This window comes from Aquimarina macrocephali JAMB N27, from assembly GCF_000520995.1.
Classification (GTDB): domain Bacteria; phylum Bacteroidota; class Bacteroidia; order Flavobacteriales; family Flavobacteriaceae; genus Aquimarina; species Aquimarina macrocephali.
This window is the reverse complement of record NZ_JACA01000001.1, coordinates 588002-607413: the sequence shown is the minus strand read 5'-3', so window position 1 is coordinate 607413 and position 19412 is coordinate 588002. Positions and strand designations below refer to the sequence as shown.

The 19412-nt window shown below is 33.8% G+C and carries 13 protein-coding genes; 6 read left to right on the top strand and 7 right to left on the bottom strand.

Annotated features, from left to right (window positions below; genetic code table 11):
- Positions 1–37: 37 nt before the first annotated feature.
- The gene (locus tag Z054_RS0102805; protein WP_084050050.1) at positions 38–1117 is read left to right on the top strand and encodes a methyltransferase domain-containing protein; all 1080 of its coding nucleotides are present in this window, start codon (positions 38–40) and stop codon (positions 1115–1117) included.
- Positions 1118–1401: 284 nt separating this feature from the next.
- Positions 1402–1653 (top strand): hypothetical protein, encoded by a 252-nt coding sequence (locus Z054_RS0102800; RefSeq protein WP_024768580.1) that lies wholly within the window; start codon positions 1402–1404, stop codon positions 1651–1653.
- Between the two features lie 56 nt (positions 1654–1709).
- On the opposite strand, the gene Z054_RS0102795 is transcribed toward Z054_RS0102800, so the two are convergent.
- From Z054_RS0102795 to Z054_RS0102785, 3 genes are all read right to left on the bottom strand, one after another.
- Positions 1710–2549, bottom strand: a complete 840-nt coding sequence (locus tag Z054_RS0102795; protein ID WP_024768579.1) for a M57 family metalloprotease — start codon at positions 2547–2549, stop codon at positions 1710–1712.
- 202 nt (positions 2550–2751) lie between these two features.
- Complete coding sequence (locus Z054_RS0102790) at positions 2752–3588, bottom strand: M57 family metalloprotease (protein ID WP_024768578.1); 837 nt, start codon at positions 3586–3588, stop codon at positions 2752–2754.
- Between the two features lie 572 nt (positions 3589–4160).
- Positions 4161–8771, bottom strand: a complete 4611-nt coding sequence (locus Z054_RS0102785) for a T9SS type A sorting domain-containing protein (RefSeq protein WP_024768577.1) — start codon at positions 8769–8771, stop codon at positions 4161–4163.
- Positions 8772–9129: 358 nt separating this feature from the next.
- On the opposite strand from Z054_RS0102785, the gene Z054_RS0102780 reads away from it, so the two are divergent.
- On the top strand, positions 9130–9858 hold the full coding sequence (locus Z054_RS0102780; protein WP_024768576.1) for a hypothetical protein: 729 nt from the start codon (positions 9130–9132) through the stop codon (positions 9856–9858).
- A gap of 142 nt (positions 9859–10000) precedes the next feature.
- Here the strand turns inward: Z054_RS0102780 and Z054_RS0102770 are convergent, their stop codons facing one another.
- Both Z054_RS0102770 and Z054_RS0102765 read right to left on the bottom strand, forming a co-directional pair.
- Positions 10001–10480 (bottom strand): hypothetical protein, encoded by a 480-nt coding sequence (locus tag Z054_RS0102770; protein ID WP_024768575.1) that lies wholly within the window; start codon positions 10478–10480, stop codon positions 10001–10003.
- A gap of 130 nt (positions 10481–10610) precedes the next feature.
- A complete protein-coding gene (locus Z054_RS0102765) occupies positions 10611–11582 on the bottom strand; it encodes an endonuclease/exonuclease/phosphatase family protein (protein ID WP_024768574.1) in 972 nt (323 codons plus the stop codon).
- A 122-nt stretch (positions 11583–11704) separates the two neighbouring features.
- On the opposite strand from Z054_RS0102765, the gene hflX reads away from it, so the two are divergent.
- Positions 11705–12913, top strand: coding sequence for a GTPase HflX (hflX, locus tag Z054_RS0102760; protein WP_024768573.1), 1209 nt, complete (start codon positions 11705–11707; stop codon positions 12911–12913).
- 160 nt (positions 12914–13073) lie between these two features.
- Here hflX and Z054_RS0102755 read toward each other — a convergent pair whose 3' ends face one another.
- Entirely contained in the window at positions 13074–14099 is a 1026-nt protein-coding gene (locus Z054_RS0102755) for a DUF3078 domain-containing protein (protein WP_084050068.1), read from the bottom strand.
- Between the two features lie 376 nt (positions 14100–14475).
- Between Z054_RS0102755 and Z054_RS0102750 the strand changes: the two genes are divergently transcribed.
- Complete coding sequence (locus tag Z054_RS0102750) at positions 14476–17730, top strand: S41 family peptidase (RefSeq protein WP_024768571.1); 3255 nt, start codon at positions 14476–14478, stop codon at positions 17728–17730.
- A 137-nt stretch (positions 17731–17867) separates the two neighbouring features.
- Positions 17868–18311, top strand: a complete 444-nt coding sequence (locus Z054_RS0102745) for a GNAT family N-acetyltransferase (protein ID WP_024768570.1) — start codon at positions 17868–17870, stop codon at positions 18309–18311.
- A gap of 79 nt (positions 18312–18390) precedes the next feature.
- Here Z054_RS0102745 and Z054_RS0102740 read toward each other — a convergent pair whose 3' ends face one another.
- Positions 18391–19344, bottom strand: a complete 954-nt coding sequence (locus Z054_RS0102740; protein ID WP_024768569.1) for a DUF3078 domain-containing protein — start codon at positions 19342–19344, stop codon at positions 18391–18393.
- Positions 19345–19412: the final 68 nt, after the last annotated feature.

Below are 19412 nucleotides of genomic sequence, written 5' to 3'. Positions count from 1 at the left end.
GCGAAGCGTTGTAATTTGCATAAAAAAATTAAAAACAATGGCTAATATAGAAATCCGTCATTTAAAACTTATTGATACTGTTGCTGCCGTAGGAACCTTAAAAAATGCGGCCGAGAAACTTTTTCTTACACAATCGGCATTAAGCCATCAGCTTAAAGAATTAGAATCGCGTCTAGACACCCAGATTTTTTATAGAGTTAATAATCAATTGGTGTTTACCACCTCGGGGAAAGAGTTACGAGATGCCAGTAAGGAAATACTCGAACGTCTGAAACAGGCAGAAAATAATATCCAGGAAATAAGTCAAGATCATATGAAGAGTTATATTCATGGATATTCTCAAGAAGAGACAATTCGATTAAATGATCAGGCTAATTCTATTGCAGAACTTTTGCATTGGGACTCAAAATGGAAAAAAGGTTCACTAATTCTTGAAGCTGGCTGTGGTGTTGGGGCACAAACCAAAATCATAGCAAAGAACAACTCAGATTCGACTTTTGTTTCTATTGATTTGTCCACTGCATCATTAGAAAAAGCAGAAACATTAATCAAAGAACACAATATCAAAAATGTAGCGTTTAAGATGGCCGATTTGTTACACTTACCTTTCAAAGACGGTCATTTTGATCACATTTTTGTTTGCTTTGTTTTAGAACATATTCCTCATCCAAAAGAAGCTCTACAGGAACTAAAGAGAGTTCTTAAACCGGGGGGGACACTTATGATCATTGAAGGAGACCATGGTTCTACATATTTTTACCCAGATAGTCTATCTGCACAAAAAGTGGTTCAGGCACAAGTAACTTTACAACAACAAAAAGGAGGGAATGCTAATATTGGCAGAGCACTATATCCATTATTACTTGATTCGGGATTTAAGAACATCACGATTTCTCCAAGACAGGTATATGTTGATGATTCAAAACCCAAATTAGTAGACGGGTTTATTAAAAATACTTTTACGGCTATGGTCAGAGGGATTACAGAAGAAGCACTAGCAAAGAAAATTATTAGCAAAGAAGAAATGAATAGTGGTATTAACGATTTGTATAAGACGGCTGAGGGAGGAGGTACATTTTGTTATACTTTTTTTAAAGGAGTAGCAATTAAAGATTAATGTTTTATATCATCTAACCTTTCATATATTCTGATAGAATTAACAGTAAAGCTATAATCTTTGTGTTAAGTAAGAGTTGAATCTAAAATCCTTCATGATGGGTTTGTTTATATGTTTTACTTCTGCTCTTCTAGACTGGATTATAGCTTGTTGTTGTATGATTTTGTGCACTTTTGTTAGTGTGAAGCTATGTAACCACTAGTAAAATCAGGCTATAACAGAATTATAAAACAATTGCCTTATTACAGCGTTTTATAGACTGTACAAACTAAAAATGTTGTATTATGAAAACTTTTAAAAAGTGTTTATTAGTAGTAGTATTAGTATTTGCAGTATTGGCCTGTGGTGAAAAGAAAAAAGAGGCTGAAGCTACAGAGAAATCAAAAAAGACTGCGATAGTCGCTAAAAAGACTCAAAAAAAGATAGTTACTAAAACGCTATCTAAAAAAGAGCAGCGAAAATTAAGAAGAGAACAACGAAAACGAGAACGCCAAGCAAGAAGAAAAAAGCGTGAACTCGAGAATAACAAAAAGTAAATAGTAAAAAGGCTGAATTATTAAATTCAGCCTTTTTTTATACATCAAAACTATTTTCAGTATAATATATTTAACGCCAGAATATCGGTAGTTGTTAATTCACCATCTGCAGAAGCACTAAAACAGGCTAACATAACAGAATCTGTATATGGAGACCAAGGAGTTCCCGGTATCCAAATAGGTGAGGGCCCGGCAGGCACTGGACCAGTATACCCACAACTCTGAAGGTTATACCAATCTTGATGAGCTAGCCCTATAGCATGCCCTATCTCATGAGTCATTACATGCTCTACCACATTAGTACTGAAACTATTTGTACCTGCATTAATTTGGATATACTTACCTGGTCTACCTGCTGCATTAGGAATTGAAGCAGCTCCACCACCACCAGGTTGGTTATTATTATAAACTACCATATCTGCTGGACCAAAATCAGTACCAAAGGTTAGTCTAAATCGTAGCGAATTACCCAAGCTATTATAGTTATTTACAGCCCATCGTAAAGCGGTTTGCATTTTACTGGTAAGAGCATATCCAGAACCTGTATATCCAAGAATATCAATAACTCTATAAGGTGGTGATACTATGTGTGGAAACCGGAATTGTTTCTGGTTAATTGTTTTAGGTTTTAATTTGCCATAATTTTTTAAATCAAATACTGGGATTAAAATATCTCCTGAAACCAAATATTTTTTTTTGATGCCGTCTAATGTGGTAATATCTTTAATAGTAACATTATCTGTATTTATTAACATATTAGATAACTTCTCAAGTTGTGCTTTTGTAGGTTTTAAAGTTACTTGTTCAGGAGTTTGAGTAGTAAGGTCTTCTTTTTGGCAAGACCAAAAAAACCCTGTAATAATAGCACAAAATGCTAGTAGTCTAAGCTTTTCCATTTTGTTTTAGTTTTAAGAATAATTAGATCATTTAATTTTTGAAATTTGTATGTATTTAATGCAATTAATTAGATAAAGACTTCAGTCTTAATATTACATATTGGGTTGATACGTATTGAGGTTTCTGAAGAGTTGTTCTTTTTTATAATAAACCCCCAGAGCAAAACTCTGGAGATTTATTTTATCCTTCAGAACAATATTATCAGTATAGTATATTTAATGCTGTTTTGTCTGTAGGTGTTAATTCACCATCTTCACCAGCACCAAAACATGCCAACATAATAGAGTCTGCATTAGGAGACCAAGGGGTTCCTGGTATCCAAATAGCAGTAGACTCGGCAGGCAAAGTACCAGTATACCCACAACTTTGACGGTTATACCAGTCTTGATGTCTGAATCCAATGCAGTGCCCAATCTCATGACCGATTACATGTTCATTAACATTAGTACTATATGCATCTGTTCCTGCTCTGATTCTAACCCATTTGTATGGTTTGCCGGCAGGAGTAGGAAACCCTGCAATTCCACCTGCAGCTCCTGCGATTTTATAAACTACGATATCAGCAGCCGCAACATTAGTACCATAACTAAGTGTAAAATTAAGTGTGTTGGGTAACACATTATAGTTGAAAACGGCCCACGATAAAGCTGTTTTCATCTTAGGAGTTAATGCAAAACCACCCCCAGTATACCCAAGAATTTTAATATTTCTATTAGGTGGAGATACCAGGTTCGGTGTTCGGTATTGTTTACTATCATCATCACGAGACTCTAGTTCCGGATATTTGTTTAAATCTGCTATTGGAACTGTAATATCTCCTGAAACCAAGTGTTTGGCAGAAGAACCGTCTAAAAAGGTAAAATCTTCAATCGTAACATTATCAGTATTCACCCCCATATTATGCAACTTCTCGAGTTGCGCTTTTGTGGGCTCTATTTTTACCTGTTCTAGTGCTTCATTTGTAACTTCATCTTTTTGGCAAGACGAAATAAATCCAGCAATAATAGCGCAAAGCGCTAATAATTTCCATTTTTTCATTTTGATTTAGTTTTAAGATTATTAAATAAGTTAGTTTTTGAAGCCTACAAGGATTCATGAGATCATTCTTTTAGAAACATTTACTTTCGGCGCCAGATATATTTTTGTTTCTTACCTATTGGATGGTTTTGTCCTAATGATACTATAATCATTGTGGGATTCTAACCATTAGAGTGGAGTAGTATCAAATGAAGAAATATTTAATCTCTATTGATTTCAATTTTAAAAGTATTCAAATCTATCTATCTATAAAAATAGATAATAGCATTCTTAATCGTTTGAAAATATAATTAATTGATTATTAGGTGGTTAAACTATTATTCAGGAAAATCACTATATAAAAATGGGTTAATTAACTGTATAGAGACTAGTCATAAACTCTGGATAAAAACAGGTGTTTGGATGTTTTTTTTTGATGAGAACCCGTAATGTTATGTTACTGAAAAACAATGCATTAGATATGTTTTGAAAAAGAAATAAGTAAATAATAAAAAGGCTGAATTAGATAATTCAGCCTTTTTTAGATCTGGTATTGTTTAAGAGATTATCTAAATAGCCTCCTTCTAATTCAATTATTTTTTAATTATCTTTTTAGTTATATTAAGTTTTCCATTTGTACTAGAAGCATGTACAACATAAAATCCTTTTGGATAACGATTCATATCAATAGATAATTTGGATTGTCTGGCATTAAGTTGTATCGTTTGAGTATATACAGTTTTGCCAGTTACATCAGTAATTATAACATCTACATCTCCTTCAACAAGAGTATTAAAATCTATAGATAATTGATTCTTAAATGGATTTGGGGAAACAAAAACACTTGCTTCTTCTAATCCAAAATCTTCGGTTAGTAATTCACTTTCTAGAGCAGTAGGAGGTTTTGTATTTGCCATAGTATTTTTTGTAGCGATACGCTCACCATTTTCAAGGCATACAATAGCATCTAGATCATAGCCATCTGCAAACCATGGGAAACTAGCTTTATCACTTGTATCTACAACTTTGATATATTTTGCAGAACGTAAGTTACCCGTTGCAAGATCAAATTCTCCATCCTGGCAAGTTGTTCCTAAAGAAACAAACTCAATACCATCTAGAGAAGCAAATACTTCTGCTGATTCTGGATAGTAATTACAAGGGACGTTGTCAAAGAACCCTGTAGATTCGAATACTGCAAATTCATTAGTATCAGCATTATCAAAAATTTCGTTGTTTAGTTCTATGGTGATCGATCCACCAAAACCTAAACTCACAAAATTAAAATATCTTTTTTCTCTAGGAGTTCCTAAGGCACGCTTAGTTTTACTTCTAAGTCGAGGTATTCTTCCTCCATCTTTTCTCTTGCCTTGATCAAAAGCTACCACAGATGCCCCAGAACAATTATTGTTTACAAATTCTGGTTCTAGTAAGAATCGTGCAGAAACGGGTAAGTGATCCGATGTAGTGAATGCGTAATCATTATCATATACGTCGTAATGAACTGTTACAGAATTTTCGATATAAGCTTCATTAAGTTCATTAGTAACCATAATATGATCAATCATATTTTCTCTAAAAACAAATGATCGCAATCCTGCTTCGCTTAACGCAGAAGATACAATCGTGTAATTAGCTGTATCATCTACATATTCCTGAAAACTAGAAATGGTTGATGGGATGTCTGCTACAGTTTCATCTACATCGTCATTATAATCTCCCAAAAGAATAACCTTATTGTTTGCAAAATTAGCATCTAGCGAATCTTTTAATACTTCTACATCATATTTACGCATATCATACCGATTTTGAGGACCATTGCTACTATTTGCTCTGGCATGTAGTGCGATCAAATCAATACGTTCTGTAACTCCGTTAATAGTTATATCTGCAGTCATTAAAAAGGGTAATCTTCCACTAGCGTAGAAACGATCTGTTTCGCTAGGATAATCTACAAGTGCAGATGCATCACCACCATTATATAGCGGGTGAATGGATGTAAACATTGCTCTTGTTTCAACCACAGAAACAGTTTCTGTATTATAAATGAATCCTACTTTTTGTGATACTCCACCAGAATTAGGACGGGAAACAGCATCAGATAAAATATAATCATATCCTGGTAACAGGTTTACTAATTCTTCAAATAATACATCATCAGCAATTTCTTCTACGGCATATACATCTGCTTTTAACTTTTTAAGTACTGTAGCCGTGCTATCTCTTTGAATTGCATCAGACATAGGATTTTGACCTACAGGCGAGTTGTTTTCATCACCAAACCATTCGATATTCCAGGTTACTACATCAAAAGTATCTTCTTTAGGGAACCCTACAGTGTCTCCCGGTGGAATAAATTCTACCGCACAAGGAATATCTGAAACCTGCCTTGGCAGTAACTGGAAGAATTCTCTAAAACGACCTATCACACCAGTGATTTCTGAACAGGTAATGGGTTGTGCTTTACCTACTATAGAAGCTACATCGTTATCAACACGTAGTTCTCCATTTCCTCTAGCATCGGTAAGGGTGAAATTAGAGTTTCCAAATAAAAGATCTCCCGGATTAGGGAATGTAGTATTAAGTACTCGAACCAATTCTCCCGGATGATCTGCAAGCTCTGCAAGTGTAATGTCTAGTGGTGTAATTGGGTTTTGAGGAAGACCGTTATTTACTACATCTGTTACAGAACTAATCTGAATCTGATCATTAAAAGCAGCCCTGATCCCTGTTATGGTAATAGAATCTCCAACTTTTAAAGTAGCATTTGCTTGCACCTGGTCATCAAAAATAGCGATACCACCGGTGGTATCCTGAATAAATGCAGGACCATTAAAACTATCAGTAACAGTTAATACTCCGGTGATAGTAACTGGTGTACCTTCGGCAGTAGCTCTAGCTTCTGCAATGCTTATTGGGTCGCCAGGAATTACTATTACACCATCGTTATCTGCTCCTGGTGTTGGAGCTTTAGCTACATATGAAGCAGTATTTTGAACTCCTCCTTGTCCATTAGGGCTTCGTTGTAAAGATTCTCCATCTTTATTTCCGTTTGTGTTTTCGTTTACCTGTGGCTGATCTGTATTTAGAAGTACTAATAATTCTACATCATCAGCATCATCGGTATCATATACAATGGCATCAATGATATTTTCGGTAGTAACCGCTGTTCCGTTAGGAAAGCTTGTAGCATCACCAAAATACAAGACCACAGCATCTGCACCATTCTGGAACGTATTTCCGGGAACGACAAGGCCTACATTAGCAACATCTGCATTACCAATGACAAAATATCCTTCGGCATTGGTAGTAAAACCATCTAAATCAATGGCATTATAACTGGTATTGTTACTTCCGTTATAATTTACCAATACATAACCATCAAGTGAGGTATTTCCGGTTCCACCATCATATAGTTCCACAAACTCTAAAGCATCAGAGCCTTGAGTATCTGCATCCAGTTCGTTAATAATAAGATTAGCTATCTCTGTTGCATTGGTATTTGCTCCTCCCGGAGTAGGAATTGCTTGTGTATATGTTGAGGTATTTCTTAATCCTCCTGATCCATTAGGGAAACGTTGTAATGAATGGAAATTCTTATCATTTTTCTCGTCTTCATTTACTTGTGGTTCACTACTGTTTAGTAAAACCAATAGTTCTGTATCGTCACTATCATTGGTGTCGTATACAATAGCATCTACCAAATTTTCTGTTGTGATAGCGCTTCCGTTAGGAAAATTAGAAGCTTCAGTTTTATATAGTGCTACAGCATCTGCTCCATTTTGTAGTCCATTACCAGGAAACGTAACCCCGACGTTAGCTACATCTGCATTACCGATAACAAAGTATCCATTAGCATTTGTGGTAGAACCAGTTAAATCATAGGCAGCATAACTCTGATTATTGGATCCGTTAAAGAATACTAAAGTGTGTCCATCCAGAGATGTGTTTCCGGCTCCGCCGTCAAACAGCTCTACAAATTCTAAAATATCAGATCCATCTGTATCTGCGTCAATTTCATTAATTACTATAACGGTTGTAGGATCAACATCATCAATAACTACATTTTCTCGATTAGGAGTATTAACAGCTTCTCCCGGCTCTGCTATAGCTAAGGGGAAGCTTGGTAACCCACTTCCATCAAAATCATTTCTTTTCCAATCGGTGATAGCATCGGTATCTTGACCATTTGGAAACCTCGATGCTCCTCCAACAGTAAATGAGCTTCCATCAAAGGATTGTAGTAAAGTAATATTGGCATAGTTAAGATCAGATGCACCACCATCATTAACTCCAATATCATCAATGCGTTCTTCCCACGGGGTAACATCAAAGATACCATTGTCATCTGTATCTAGGTCTTGCCCTAAACTACCTGTAAAATTCTTTACCAGAAGTAGAGTGACAGTTCCGTTTTCATATACATTACTACCAAAAGCAGTAGTGAAATATCCATTAATATCTGTAGTGCCTAATTGTATTACTTCATCGATAACTCCAGAAGCATTACTATCTCCTTCAATTTCTAGTAACCAATATTCGCTTAAGTCTGTTTCTACACTAGCTAATATTTCTACAAATTCATCAGTATCTGATCCGGTATGATTAAATACAAACTCGTTAATTATTGGTATGATAACTGGTGTTCCTAAAACCTGATTAGTATTTATCGCACCATATGAGTTGGTTGTAGATGTTTCCCAAGTAAATTCTGTAGCAGATGTTCCTGTTCCTGCTAGTTGTAAAGAGGCTCCAACGGGAGTACTGCTAGATTCTGATACACCTATATCGGTACTTGTTAACCCAGATGCGGGTCCATCTGTTGCAGTAATAACACCTTCATAGCTTAAAAACTGGATAACAGTATTATTGTTATCAATTAATGCAATCCCATCTGGTGCACCATTTTGTAATCCATTGGCTGGAAGAATTTCTACTATCGTTCCAAAACCATTTTGCTGATCAGGAATCACTCCCGAAATAGAAATTGTATTATAAACGGCGTTATTAGACCCATTATACAAAACAATATTCCAACCAGAAAGGTCTGTCCCTGCTGTCCCTGCAATTTCGATAGCTTCTTCTATATCTGTGCTTGCATTGTCGTAGTGTATTTCATTAATAAATACGGATTGAGTAAACCCATTCTGAGTCCAAAAAAAGCAGGAGATAACGAATGGAATTAAGAGTAATTTTAATTTCATGACTATTAAATTTTTTGTGTGATTTTTTGCGTAATGCAAGTTAGAGTATTAGAATGATTATTATTGGGCAGATATGTTAAAAAAAGTTTAAGAAAATCAAGTATTTTTTTGTAATCACATATTAATCAATGGTTTGTTAAAGAAGGATATAGTTTTCTTAGTTATAGATTATAATCTAGAATCCAAATGATTTTGATGTAACTGAATAGGTGAAGATTACAAACTATCAATTGAAACATATTTTTGATCAATTCAAAATAGCAGACCATCAACTACGATTGATAAAATAGGATACTTGAGTTTACATTTGTTGAATCAAAGACAAATATTTTTATAATTAAAACTCTTAATGAACAAAATGAAAACAGTAACAAAACTTAAAAAATACATATTCGTAACAATAGGTGTTTTGGTGATTACATCATGTGAAAAAACAGAATCAGATACCGAGATACTAAACATAAAAGAGCAAGAAGGTTTTATGAGTACTACAGGAAATAGTGATGTTACTGTAGCAGATGATCAATCAGGAGTAATAAAACCAATATTTCATATGAGTTTTAGTGCCGAAACGAGTAAAGCAGAAGCCTTAGCCAAATTTGAGAAAAACCTCACAGGACATAAGCAAAAAACAGGATTCTCCTTTTTTTCAGGATCGATTACAAAAATTCCTTTTAGAATAACAACAATGACTGGCACTAATACACATGAAGGAACGAATGGAGTTGTAAAGATTGATATAGTTTTTAAGACCGATAAAGGAATAATGACCAAAAGGAATTTTGTATTACAGGGAGGGCGAGAACAAGGCAGTATAGACACATACGAACTAGAACTAACGTTACCAAAACCTATTGATATTGAATGGATGGAAATTGAATCGGCTACTATTAAATTACAAGGGACAGACGGGTGGCGTTTTAGATACATTTCTATTTATGGTTACAATGAAGCAACAGAAACAGGTATGCAATTTAATTCTAAAACAGGGTTTAATAAATGGTTAGATTCTACTTGTAATACTTGTTGGGATTCATATACTACTATCTCTGATGATTTTATTGAATCTGGCAGATATTATTTTTAGTCAATTTATAGATAAGTTGAGTAATAAAAAAAGTTTAAAAAATGCAAGTGTTTATGTGTATAAACACGAAAGACATCTGGATAGATATCTATCCAGATGTCTTTATAAAAATGATCTAGAAGGTACAATGTAAGTACTGTGTTTAATTATGTACTAAGATTGTTTTCCATTTTTTACTGTAGTGCACATTTGTGTTTTTATTATACATCTGAAACCCAATTCTCCAGAAGACAGTGTTATTATTTCCATATTTTGGAAATTTGGCTGTTACTGTACTAGGTTGGTTACTGTATGTTTTTTTATGCACCCAAGCACCCCCAGACCATACTTGAAAACGCACTTTGAATCGTCTTGAACTACTCGGAACAGCATTTTGTTCTGCCTGAGTTAAAACATAACTATACGTCTCATTTTCATAAGTATTAATATTTGTAGACCCATAAATCCCAGGTAGCAATCCAGGGAGTATTATCCCCTTAGCATCTTGATTCTCTACAATTTCAACTTCGCTTTTTTCTAATACCAATGTTTCATCGGCTTCAGAAAGATCAGATTTACTGCAGGAAAACATTAAAAGTCCCACACATAAAAAAACTAGATTTTTAAAATTTTGTGTTTTCATATTTAAAATTATTGGTTTATTTGGCGAATATAGACAGTGGTCAAAATAGAAAAGTCCGAATAGCTTGAATTTCAAACTATTCGGACTTTTTTTAGGTCTTTTACCTGTTTTACCAGGGTTAAAACACCTCCTATATATTGTGTCTTAAACGTATATACACAGGAAAATGATCACTGTATCCTCCTTTATATTTTCTTCCTGCATAAGTTCTGAAAGGAGTACCCTTATAGCGACCCTTGTAGATCTTTAGGAAGTCATCATCAAAGATGGCAGCATTAGAAAAACTATGTTTTCCCCCTTCATATTGATGAAAGTTATGGCTAAAGATTATTTGATCAAACAGGTTCCATTGACTTCTGTAACTGGTACTACCTCTGTATCGGGTAAGGAGTCGTTCCATTGGATTAAAAAGATCTTGCTGCACCAAATTTTTTATACTTTCGCTAGAAGGATCATCATTAAAATCTCCCATGATGATAATTTTTGCATTAGGATTTTTATCAGTAATCTGGTTGATAATCTCACGGTTTTTTTCTGCGGCAGCAATGCGCTTATAGGCTGTACTTTCTGCTCCATCTCTTCTTGATGGCCAATGATTTATTAAGATATGAACTTCTTCTTGATTTAAAGCACCGGTTACCCATAGAATATCGCGAGTATAGTCCCGTTCTCCTTTTTCATTATCTACCAAAACAGTAATAGTTTTAGAATTCTTTACTTCAAAATATTGTTTCTGATATAGTAATCCTACATCAATACCTCGTTCATCTGGAGAATCATAATGAACAATACCATACTCTTTTTGTTTTAAATGTTTAGAGTTTATAAGATCTTTGAGAACCGCTTTATTTTCTACTTCTGCAACACCAACCAGGATAGGAGCTCTTCTTGTCTTTGAAAATCCAATATTAGAAATGGCTGTACCAAGCTTGAATATTTTTTTTTCATAACGTTTTTGATTCCATTTTTTTTCAGAATCTGGCAAGAAATCATTGTCTAAGGTTTTCGGGTCATCTTTGGTGTCGAATAAATTCTCCAGGTTATAAAATGCTATGGTAAAGTGATTTGTGCTTTTTTTACTGAAATAAAATTTATTGGCCATGGCATTTAATTTTATAAGAAACCGGCTATAATGTTGGTTCCCGAGTACATAATTGTTGTACTTTTGTACATTTGTTTAAAGGCACAATATAATAAATTAAGATATAGAAGATTAGGTAGCTAATGTTAGAAAGAGAAGAAATAGCATACGAGAAAACAGTTTTGATAGGAATCATAACCAAGAATCAAGATGAAGAGAAGCTTGAAGAGTTTTTGGATGAATTAGAATTTCTTACGTTTACAGCTGGGGGCGAAGTGGTAAAACGATTTACCCAAAAGATGGATATGCCTAATTCTAAAACTTTTATAGGATCAGGAAAAATGGAGGATGTACGAATTTATGTAGAACAACATGATATTGGTACTGTCGTTTTTGATGATGAATTATCCCCAGGTCAACTTCGTAATATAGAGCGTATTCTAAAGGCTAAAATTATAGATCGAACCAATTTAATCCTTGATATTTTTGCCCAACGTGCTCAAACCAGCTATGCCCGTACTCAGGTAGAGTTGGCACAGTATCAATATTTATTACCTAGATTAACAGGCTTGTGGACTCACTTAGAAAGACAACGTGGTGGTATCGGGATGCGAGGTCCGGGAGAAACAGAGATAGAGACAGATCGTCGTATTGTTAGAGACCGAATTTCTTTGCTTAAAAAGAAACTGCTTACCATTGATAAGCAGATGGCGACACAACGTGGTAATCGTGGAAAATTGGTTAGAGTAGCTTTAGTAGGGTATACCAATGTGGGTAAATCTACACTAATGAATGTTATTGCCAAAAGCGAGGTTTTTGCAGAAAACAAACTTTTTGCTACTCTGGACACTACAGTAAGAAAAGTAGTTATTGGCAACCTTCCATTTTTACTTAGTGACACAGTTGGTTTTATTAGAAAACTACCTACTCAACTGGTAGAGAGTTTTAAAAGCACATTAGACGAAGTAAGAGAAGCAGATTTATTATTACATGTAGTAGATATTTCTCATCCACAGTTCGAAGATCATATCGAATCAGTGAATAAGATTCTTGATGAAATTGATTGTAGAGATAAACCCACTATGATGGTTTTTAATAAAATTGATGCTTATCAACATGAGACAATAGATAGTGATGATTTAACTACAGAAAGAACCAAAGCTCATTATACTCTAGAAGAATGGAAACAGACTTGGATGAGTAAAATAGGAGATAACGCCTTGTTTATTTCTGCGATCAAGAAAGAGAATATTGATGACTTTAGAAAACGAGTATATAAAGAAACACGAAATATTCATGTAACTCGTTTCCCTTATAATAACTTTTTATATCCTGAGATTGTCGAAGAATAAGAGCATATTTAATTACAATGAGAACTGAAAATCAGTGGTTTGAGGTTCTGAGTATACTTCAAATCATGAGCATATCGAGATATTAGAATTATTTGAAGTATACCTTAAGGTTCTCAAAATAGTAGTTTTCAGGAAGCAAGGTGTTTAAACAAGCTCTAACTTAAAACTTATATTTAAGCCCTAATCCAATTACCTCACGTATCTGAAATCCGCTGGTAGCATTGTCATCATAAATTGCTTGAAACACAAAACTACCTGTAATGTATTTGTTTACAAGTAAGCTAATATTTAATGTATAATCAATATCTACATTGGCCGGATCTTCAATATAGTTAGAGTACAGGTTTAAAAGTTGTTCTAGAGTTATATTTTTTGCCAAAGTGTATTTAGAATATGCCGCAAGAGATCCACCAAACTCAAATCGAGAGCTTTCGCCAGCATCTACACCAAAATAATCACCATCTACATAATCTGCAATATTGGTAAATTCTTTGTCTACAAATATCATACGAGAGGTGACTGGAGCAATATTAATGTGTAGATTATCGCTTTTTTTCCATAATAGTCCTGGTCCGATCTGTATAAAAGCTGGAGAAAAGAAATGAGTTTCTTCTGTACGAATAGTCTCTTCTGTATCGGGATCTTTGGTAAATCTATATCCTTTATCAAATTGAGATCTGAAATTGATAAACAAAGAATAGTTCCAGAAACCTTGACCAATTTTTTGCCCCAATCGAGTATTAAATTCGATCCTATCATTGGTTTTACGAGCAAAATCCTCTCCTCTTAAAAAAGTAAGTCCGTAATCTGCAATAATTTTATTATCCCAGGTTAGGCTATTTTTTTTATAGTTAAACTCATAATTTAATGTAACATTTCCAGCAATATTAGATGTTCCTCCACCTTGCCAGTCGTAGTTAAATGCAGATTGATTAAAAAGTAAAGTAAAGTTTGCCTTATTTTTCCACCCGATATGTTCTTCTTTTGGTTTTTTAGGAGTAATTTCTTTTAGTTTCTGTTTTAAAACTATGATATTTAAGTCATTTGTGGTGTTTTTTAAAATACTATCAAGAGAACGTTTTAAATTAACTTGAATTGAATCCAGGTATTTTGTTTTTTCTTTTTCCTGACCAGAAATTTTTGTTACTAACAGAAACAGAAAAATAGCTAAAAAAAATCTACTCATTTGATCTTTTATTGCAAGGGTAGAATACAAAGATACGGTATGCACTTAGCTTTTTCAAATTAGAGATATTTCTTAAAAACATCTTACATAAAATTGCATCTGCATTGACTACTTACCATAGTATCAATTCATATTCACTCATCTATTAACATAGATAAGTAAACCCTTTATTGTTCGGTAATTACATACTATATTAACGTTAACAGTAGGTTAATGTGTCAGAATCGTATAAAAATAAAAACCATTTGGGATACTTTTGATATAATGACACATGAATATAACAAGATAATAATCAGAGCACTTGATGTAACGTTTTAAATAATCATAGGTCATAGTAAAAACAATACATATCAATCACAAAACAAACTTTAATGTCATGAAAAATCTCTCGAAGATTATTACACTATTTTTATTGTATTTGTTGCCAAACATAAATTATGGCCAACTACCAGCAAAAATGATTCAATATCCAGATGTTTCTGATTCTCATATCTGTTTTACTTATGCAGATGACCTATGGATTGTAAATAAACAAGGAGGCACAGCACATCGGTTAACAACTAAGCCAGGCCGAGAAACAATGGGAAAATTTTCTCCAGATGGAAAAACTATAGCGTTTAATGCTAATTATGATGGCAACCATGACATATATACAATTCCTGTAACTGGTGGTATTCCAAAACGAATTACAACCCACGGAATGTCTGATAATATTAAAGCGTGGACTAAAGACGGAAAATTTTTAATCTACACTTCTAGAATGGAAAGTGGTAAACAACGTTTTTCTAAAGCGTTTAAAATATCTGTTAATGGAGGACTACCAGTAAGAATACCAATAAGCAAAGTCGAAGAATTAGATCTACATGTTAATGGTGATCTTGTAGCAATGACAGATAAATCAAGGCTTAGCAGAAACTGGAAAAGATATCGAGGAGGAATGGCTTCTGATATCTATCTTTTTAACCTCAAAACCTTAACCTCTGAAAACATTACCAATAACGATGGTAATGATGAACTACCCATGTGGAATAATGATGACCTCTATTATCTTTCGGATAAAGATTCTTCAAAAAAGTTTAATATCTGGAAATATAGCCTACAATCAAAACAACACGAGCAAATTACATTTTTTAAAGAATTTGATATTGAACGGCCGTCTATAGGAAAATCTGAAATCGTTTTTGAAGCTGGAGGAACACTATATCTGTTAGATGTGGCAACAAAAACAACAAAAGAAATATCTATAAGTGCTATTGGGGATTTTACAGGATTAAAACCTCAAGTAAAGAAAGCAGAAAAATACATTCATAGTGTAGGTATTGCACCAGATGGTAATAGAATTATTGTAGGTGCCAGAGGAGATATCTTTTCTGTGCCTAAAAAAGATGGGATTACCAAGAACCTAACACGTACAAGTGGCATTGCAGAGCGTTATCCAAGTTGGTCACCAGATGGAAGATATATTGCATATTGGAGTGATAAAACAGGAGAGTATGAATTAATGGTAAGAAACCTTAAAGATAATTCAGAGAAACAAATCTCAAAACAAGGCCCGGGATTTAGATATCAACTGTTCTGGTCTCCTGATAGTAAAAAATTAATTTTTGTTGATCAGGAAATGCATATAAGACTGGCAAATATTACTAACAATACGATTACCAAAATAGATCAGGAAATTCAATTGTTTCAAGGCGGCCTATCAGGATTCTCGGTAAGTTGGTCAAGTGATAGTAAATATATAACCTATGCAAATTCTCATGAAAATGGAAATCAGCATATCATTATATACGATATCGATAAAAAGAAAAAGAACATCATCACTTCTGCTTTTTATGATGATGGAAATCCTGTGTTTTCTGTTGACAACAAGTATATCTATTGTACGACCAATAGAACCTTTGATCCGGTATATAGTGATTATGATAATAGCTGGACATATCCTAATGCAACTAAAATAGGAATCATTCCGCTTACAAAAGATGCAGTACACCCTATTGAATTAAAAAATGATGTAGTTGCTATAAATGAAGGTGATAAAAAGAAAGAGGATTCTAAAGATAAAAAGAAAGAAGAAGAAGAACAAAAGGTAAAACCGATACGCATAGATTTTAATGGTATAGAATCCAGAATGATCATTTTACCAGTAGAGCTAGGAAATACGGGAGGAATAAAGGCTGCTAAAGGTAAAGTCATTTTCTTAAAACATCCAAGAACAGGATCAAAGGATGAAAAATCAGTTTTAAAATATTATGATTTTGAAGAGGATGAAGAAAAGACAATTCTTGAAAATGTAGACGATTATAAAGTTTCGTTTGATAATAATAGTATTCTAGTGTTTAGCGAAGAAAAAATGGGCATTATAGAAGTAGCAAAAGATCAATCTCTCGAAGATCATATAGACACCTCTAAAATGGAAATGACCGTCAACCCAAAAGAAGAATGGCGACAAATCTTTGCAGATATATGGCGTTTAGAAAGAGATTTTTTCTATGATAAAAATCTACACGGATTGGATTGGGAAGCTATGAAAAAGAAATATGAGCCATTAATAGAATATGCAGCAAGTCGAAATGACCTTAATAAAATAACCGGAGCATTAATTGCAGAACTAAATGCCTCTCATACATATAGAGGTGGAGGGGATGTAGTATCAAGCTCTAACAAAACTACTGGTTATCTCGGTGTTGACTGGGAAATGCATCAGGGAAAATATAGAATAAAAAAGATCATTACGCCAGCTCCTTGGGATACTGAGGTTAAATCTCCTCTTAGAAAACCTGGAGTATTAGTTGAAGAAGGTGATTATATATTGCGTATTAATGGAATAGAATTAACAGAGTATGCAGATCCTTATGTAGCATTAGAAGGAAAAGCAAATGAAACGATAGAGATTACAGTTAGTAAAACTCCTGATGGCAAAAATAGCGAGCAATATCTTGTACAGCCCATAAAAAGTGAAGCGAGGCTGAGAAATCTTGCCTGGATTGAAGAAATGCGAAAATATGTAGATGAAAAATCAGGAGGAAGAATAGGATATATTTATGTACCAAGTACAGGAATAGATGGGCAAGAAGAATTAGTTAGAATGTTCTATGCTCAACATCATAAAGATGGATTAATTATTGACGAAAGATTTAATAATGGAGGACAAATACCAGATAGATTTGTAGAATTATTAAACAGACCATTATTAAGCTATTACAAGGTGCGAGAAGGCAAAGATTGGGCTTGGCCTCCAAGAGGACATTACGGGCCTAAAGCGATGCTTATTAATGGATGGAGTGGTAGTGGAGGAGATGCGTTTCCAGATTATTTCAAGAAAAGAAAAGTAGGACCGCTTATTGGTACAAGAACCTGGGGAGGACTAATAGGAATTTCGGGAGCACCAGAATTAATAGACGGTGGATATGTAACAGTACCTACATTTAGAATGTATAATCCTGATGGAACCTGGTTTGCAGAAGGACATGGTGTAGAGCCGGATATCCATGTTCCAGAAAACCCAGGAAAAGATGCTCAAGGTATAGACGTGCAACTGGATCGCGCTATTAATGAAGTGCTAAAAACACTTAAAGAAAGTGACAAAAACCCAAAGAACAAAGTACCTGCTGCAGAGGATCGTTCTAAGTAATTTGCTTGCAAATGAGATACATAAAAAAGCGAGAGTATTTTCTTTACTCTCGCTTTTACTTTTTTTATGATATGTATTATCAAAAATGTATTTCATAATTTAAGGTATATTCGTGATACTGTATTATATGATTTCCTATGGAAAAATTAGAACTGATTAAAGCGAAAGAATCGGATAAGGATTTCTTATTTAATTTAAGAATGGCAACAATGGTCGAGCACTTACAGAAAATGGGAATTTTCTTATCCGATGAAGAACATTTATCCAGAATAGATTTTCAATATGATAGTGCTTATGTGATATTAAAATCAAATCAAAGAGCAGGTGTATTGAAATATATTGAAACGGGACACGCGATAGAAATACTACAAATACAAGTGTTACCCGAATATCAAGGTCATGGAATAGGGAAGTATGTGATTAAAGATCTAATAGAAACTGCCAAAGCTTCAAATAAAAATATGATACTAAAAGTATTAAAAGAAAACCCAGCTAAGTATTTATATGAACGTATGGGTTTTAAGACAGTTGATGAGGATAAACATGAATTTCATATGAAATTAGTGCCTAGTAAAGCATAAATACAGTAGACTTACTAAAGAAAAAAGCATCTTTTATCAAATAAAAGATGCTTTTTTAAAGAGCTATATTTTCTTGTTTCTAGAACCCGTAATTTACTCCTAGACCAAACACTTCTCTAATCTGAAAAGCACCAACAGCATTATCATCATAGATAGCCTGAAATGTTAGATTAGTAGATAAATACTTGTTAATTGTCATAACGATGTTTGCAGTATAATCTATATCTACATTTTGTGGATCTTCTAAGTAGTTAGAATACAAATTTAAAATGTTTTCCATAGATACATTCTTCATGATCTCAAATTTAGCATACCCATTAAGTGCCGCACCAAATTCAAAGCGAAACGTGTCGTTTGCTTCTACTCCAAAGTAACCTCCGGCATCATTAAAAGCATCTATTGCTGCCTGATCATTACCCACCTCTGTAAACTTATCATGTACAAAAATAAATCGTGCTGTTGCAGGGGCGATATTAACTTTGAGATTGTCACTTTTTTTCCATAACATACCTGGACCTAACTGTAAATAAGCAGGAGAAAAAATACGAGTAGTTTCTGTTCGGATTTCTCTTGTTCCTATAACATTTCCAGTAGTTGTATCTAAAATAGGTTCTTCTCCATATTCGTATCCTTTATCAAACTGTGTTTTAAAGTTTAAGAAAAAAGAATAATACCATAGTGATTCTTTGATTTGTCTACCCAATAATGAATTTAACTCTAAGCGATCATTAGTTTTACGTATAAACTCTTGATCTTTAAGTTTGGTAAGACCATAATCTGCAAGAATTTTATTATCCCAAGTGAGTTTTCCTTTACGGTAATTAAAGTCATAAGATAGAGAGAAATTTCCTGCAATATTAGATGTTCCTCCTCCTAGCCATTCTGCATTAAAAGCAGATTGATTTATTAAAAGGCTAATATTACCTCCTTTGGTCCATCCATCTTTAGGAGCTTCGTCTTTTTTTGTTTCTTCTTGTGCAAATAGAATCGTAGAACTAATTAATAGAACTACAGTTAGCAATGTTTTTTTCATTTGATGATAGTTTTAAGGAATTTAATCAGGTTATTTTTATGGTTAAATAATTTATTAACCGGCATAAA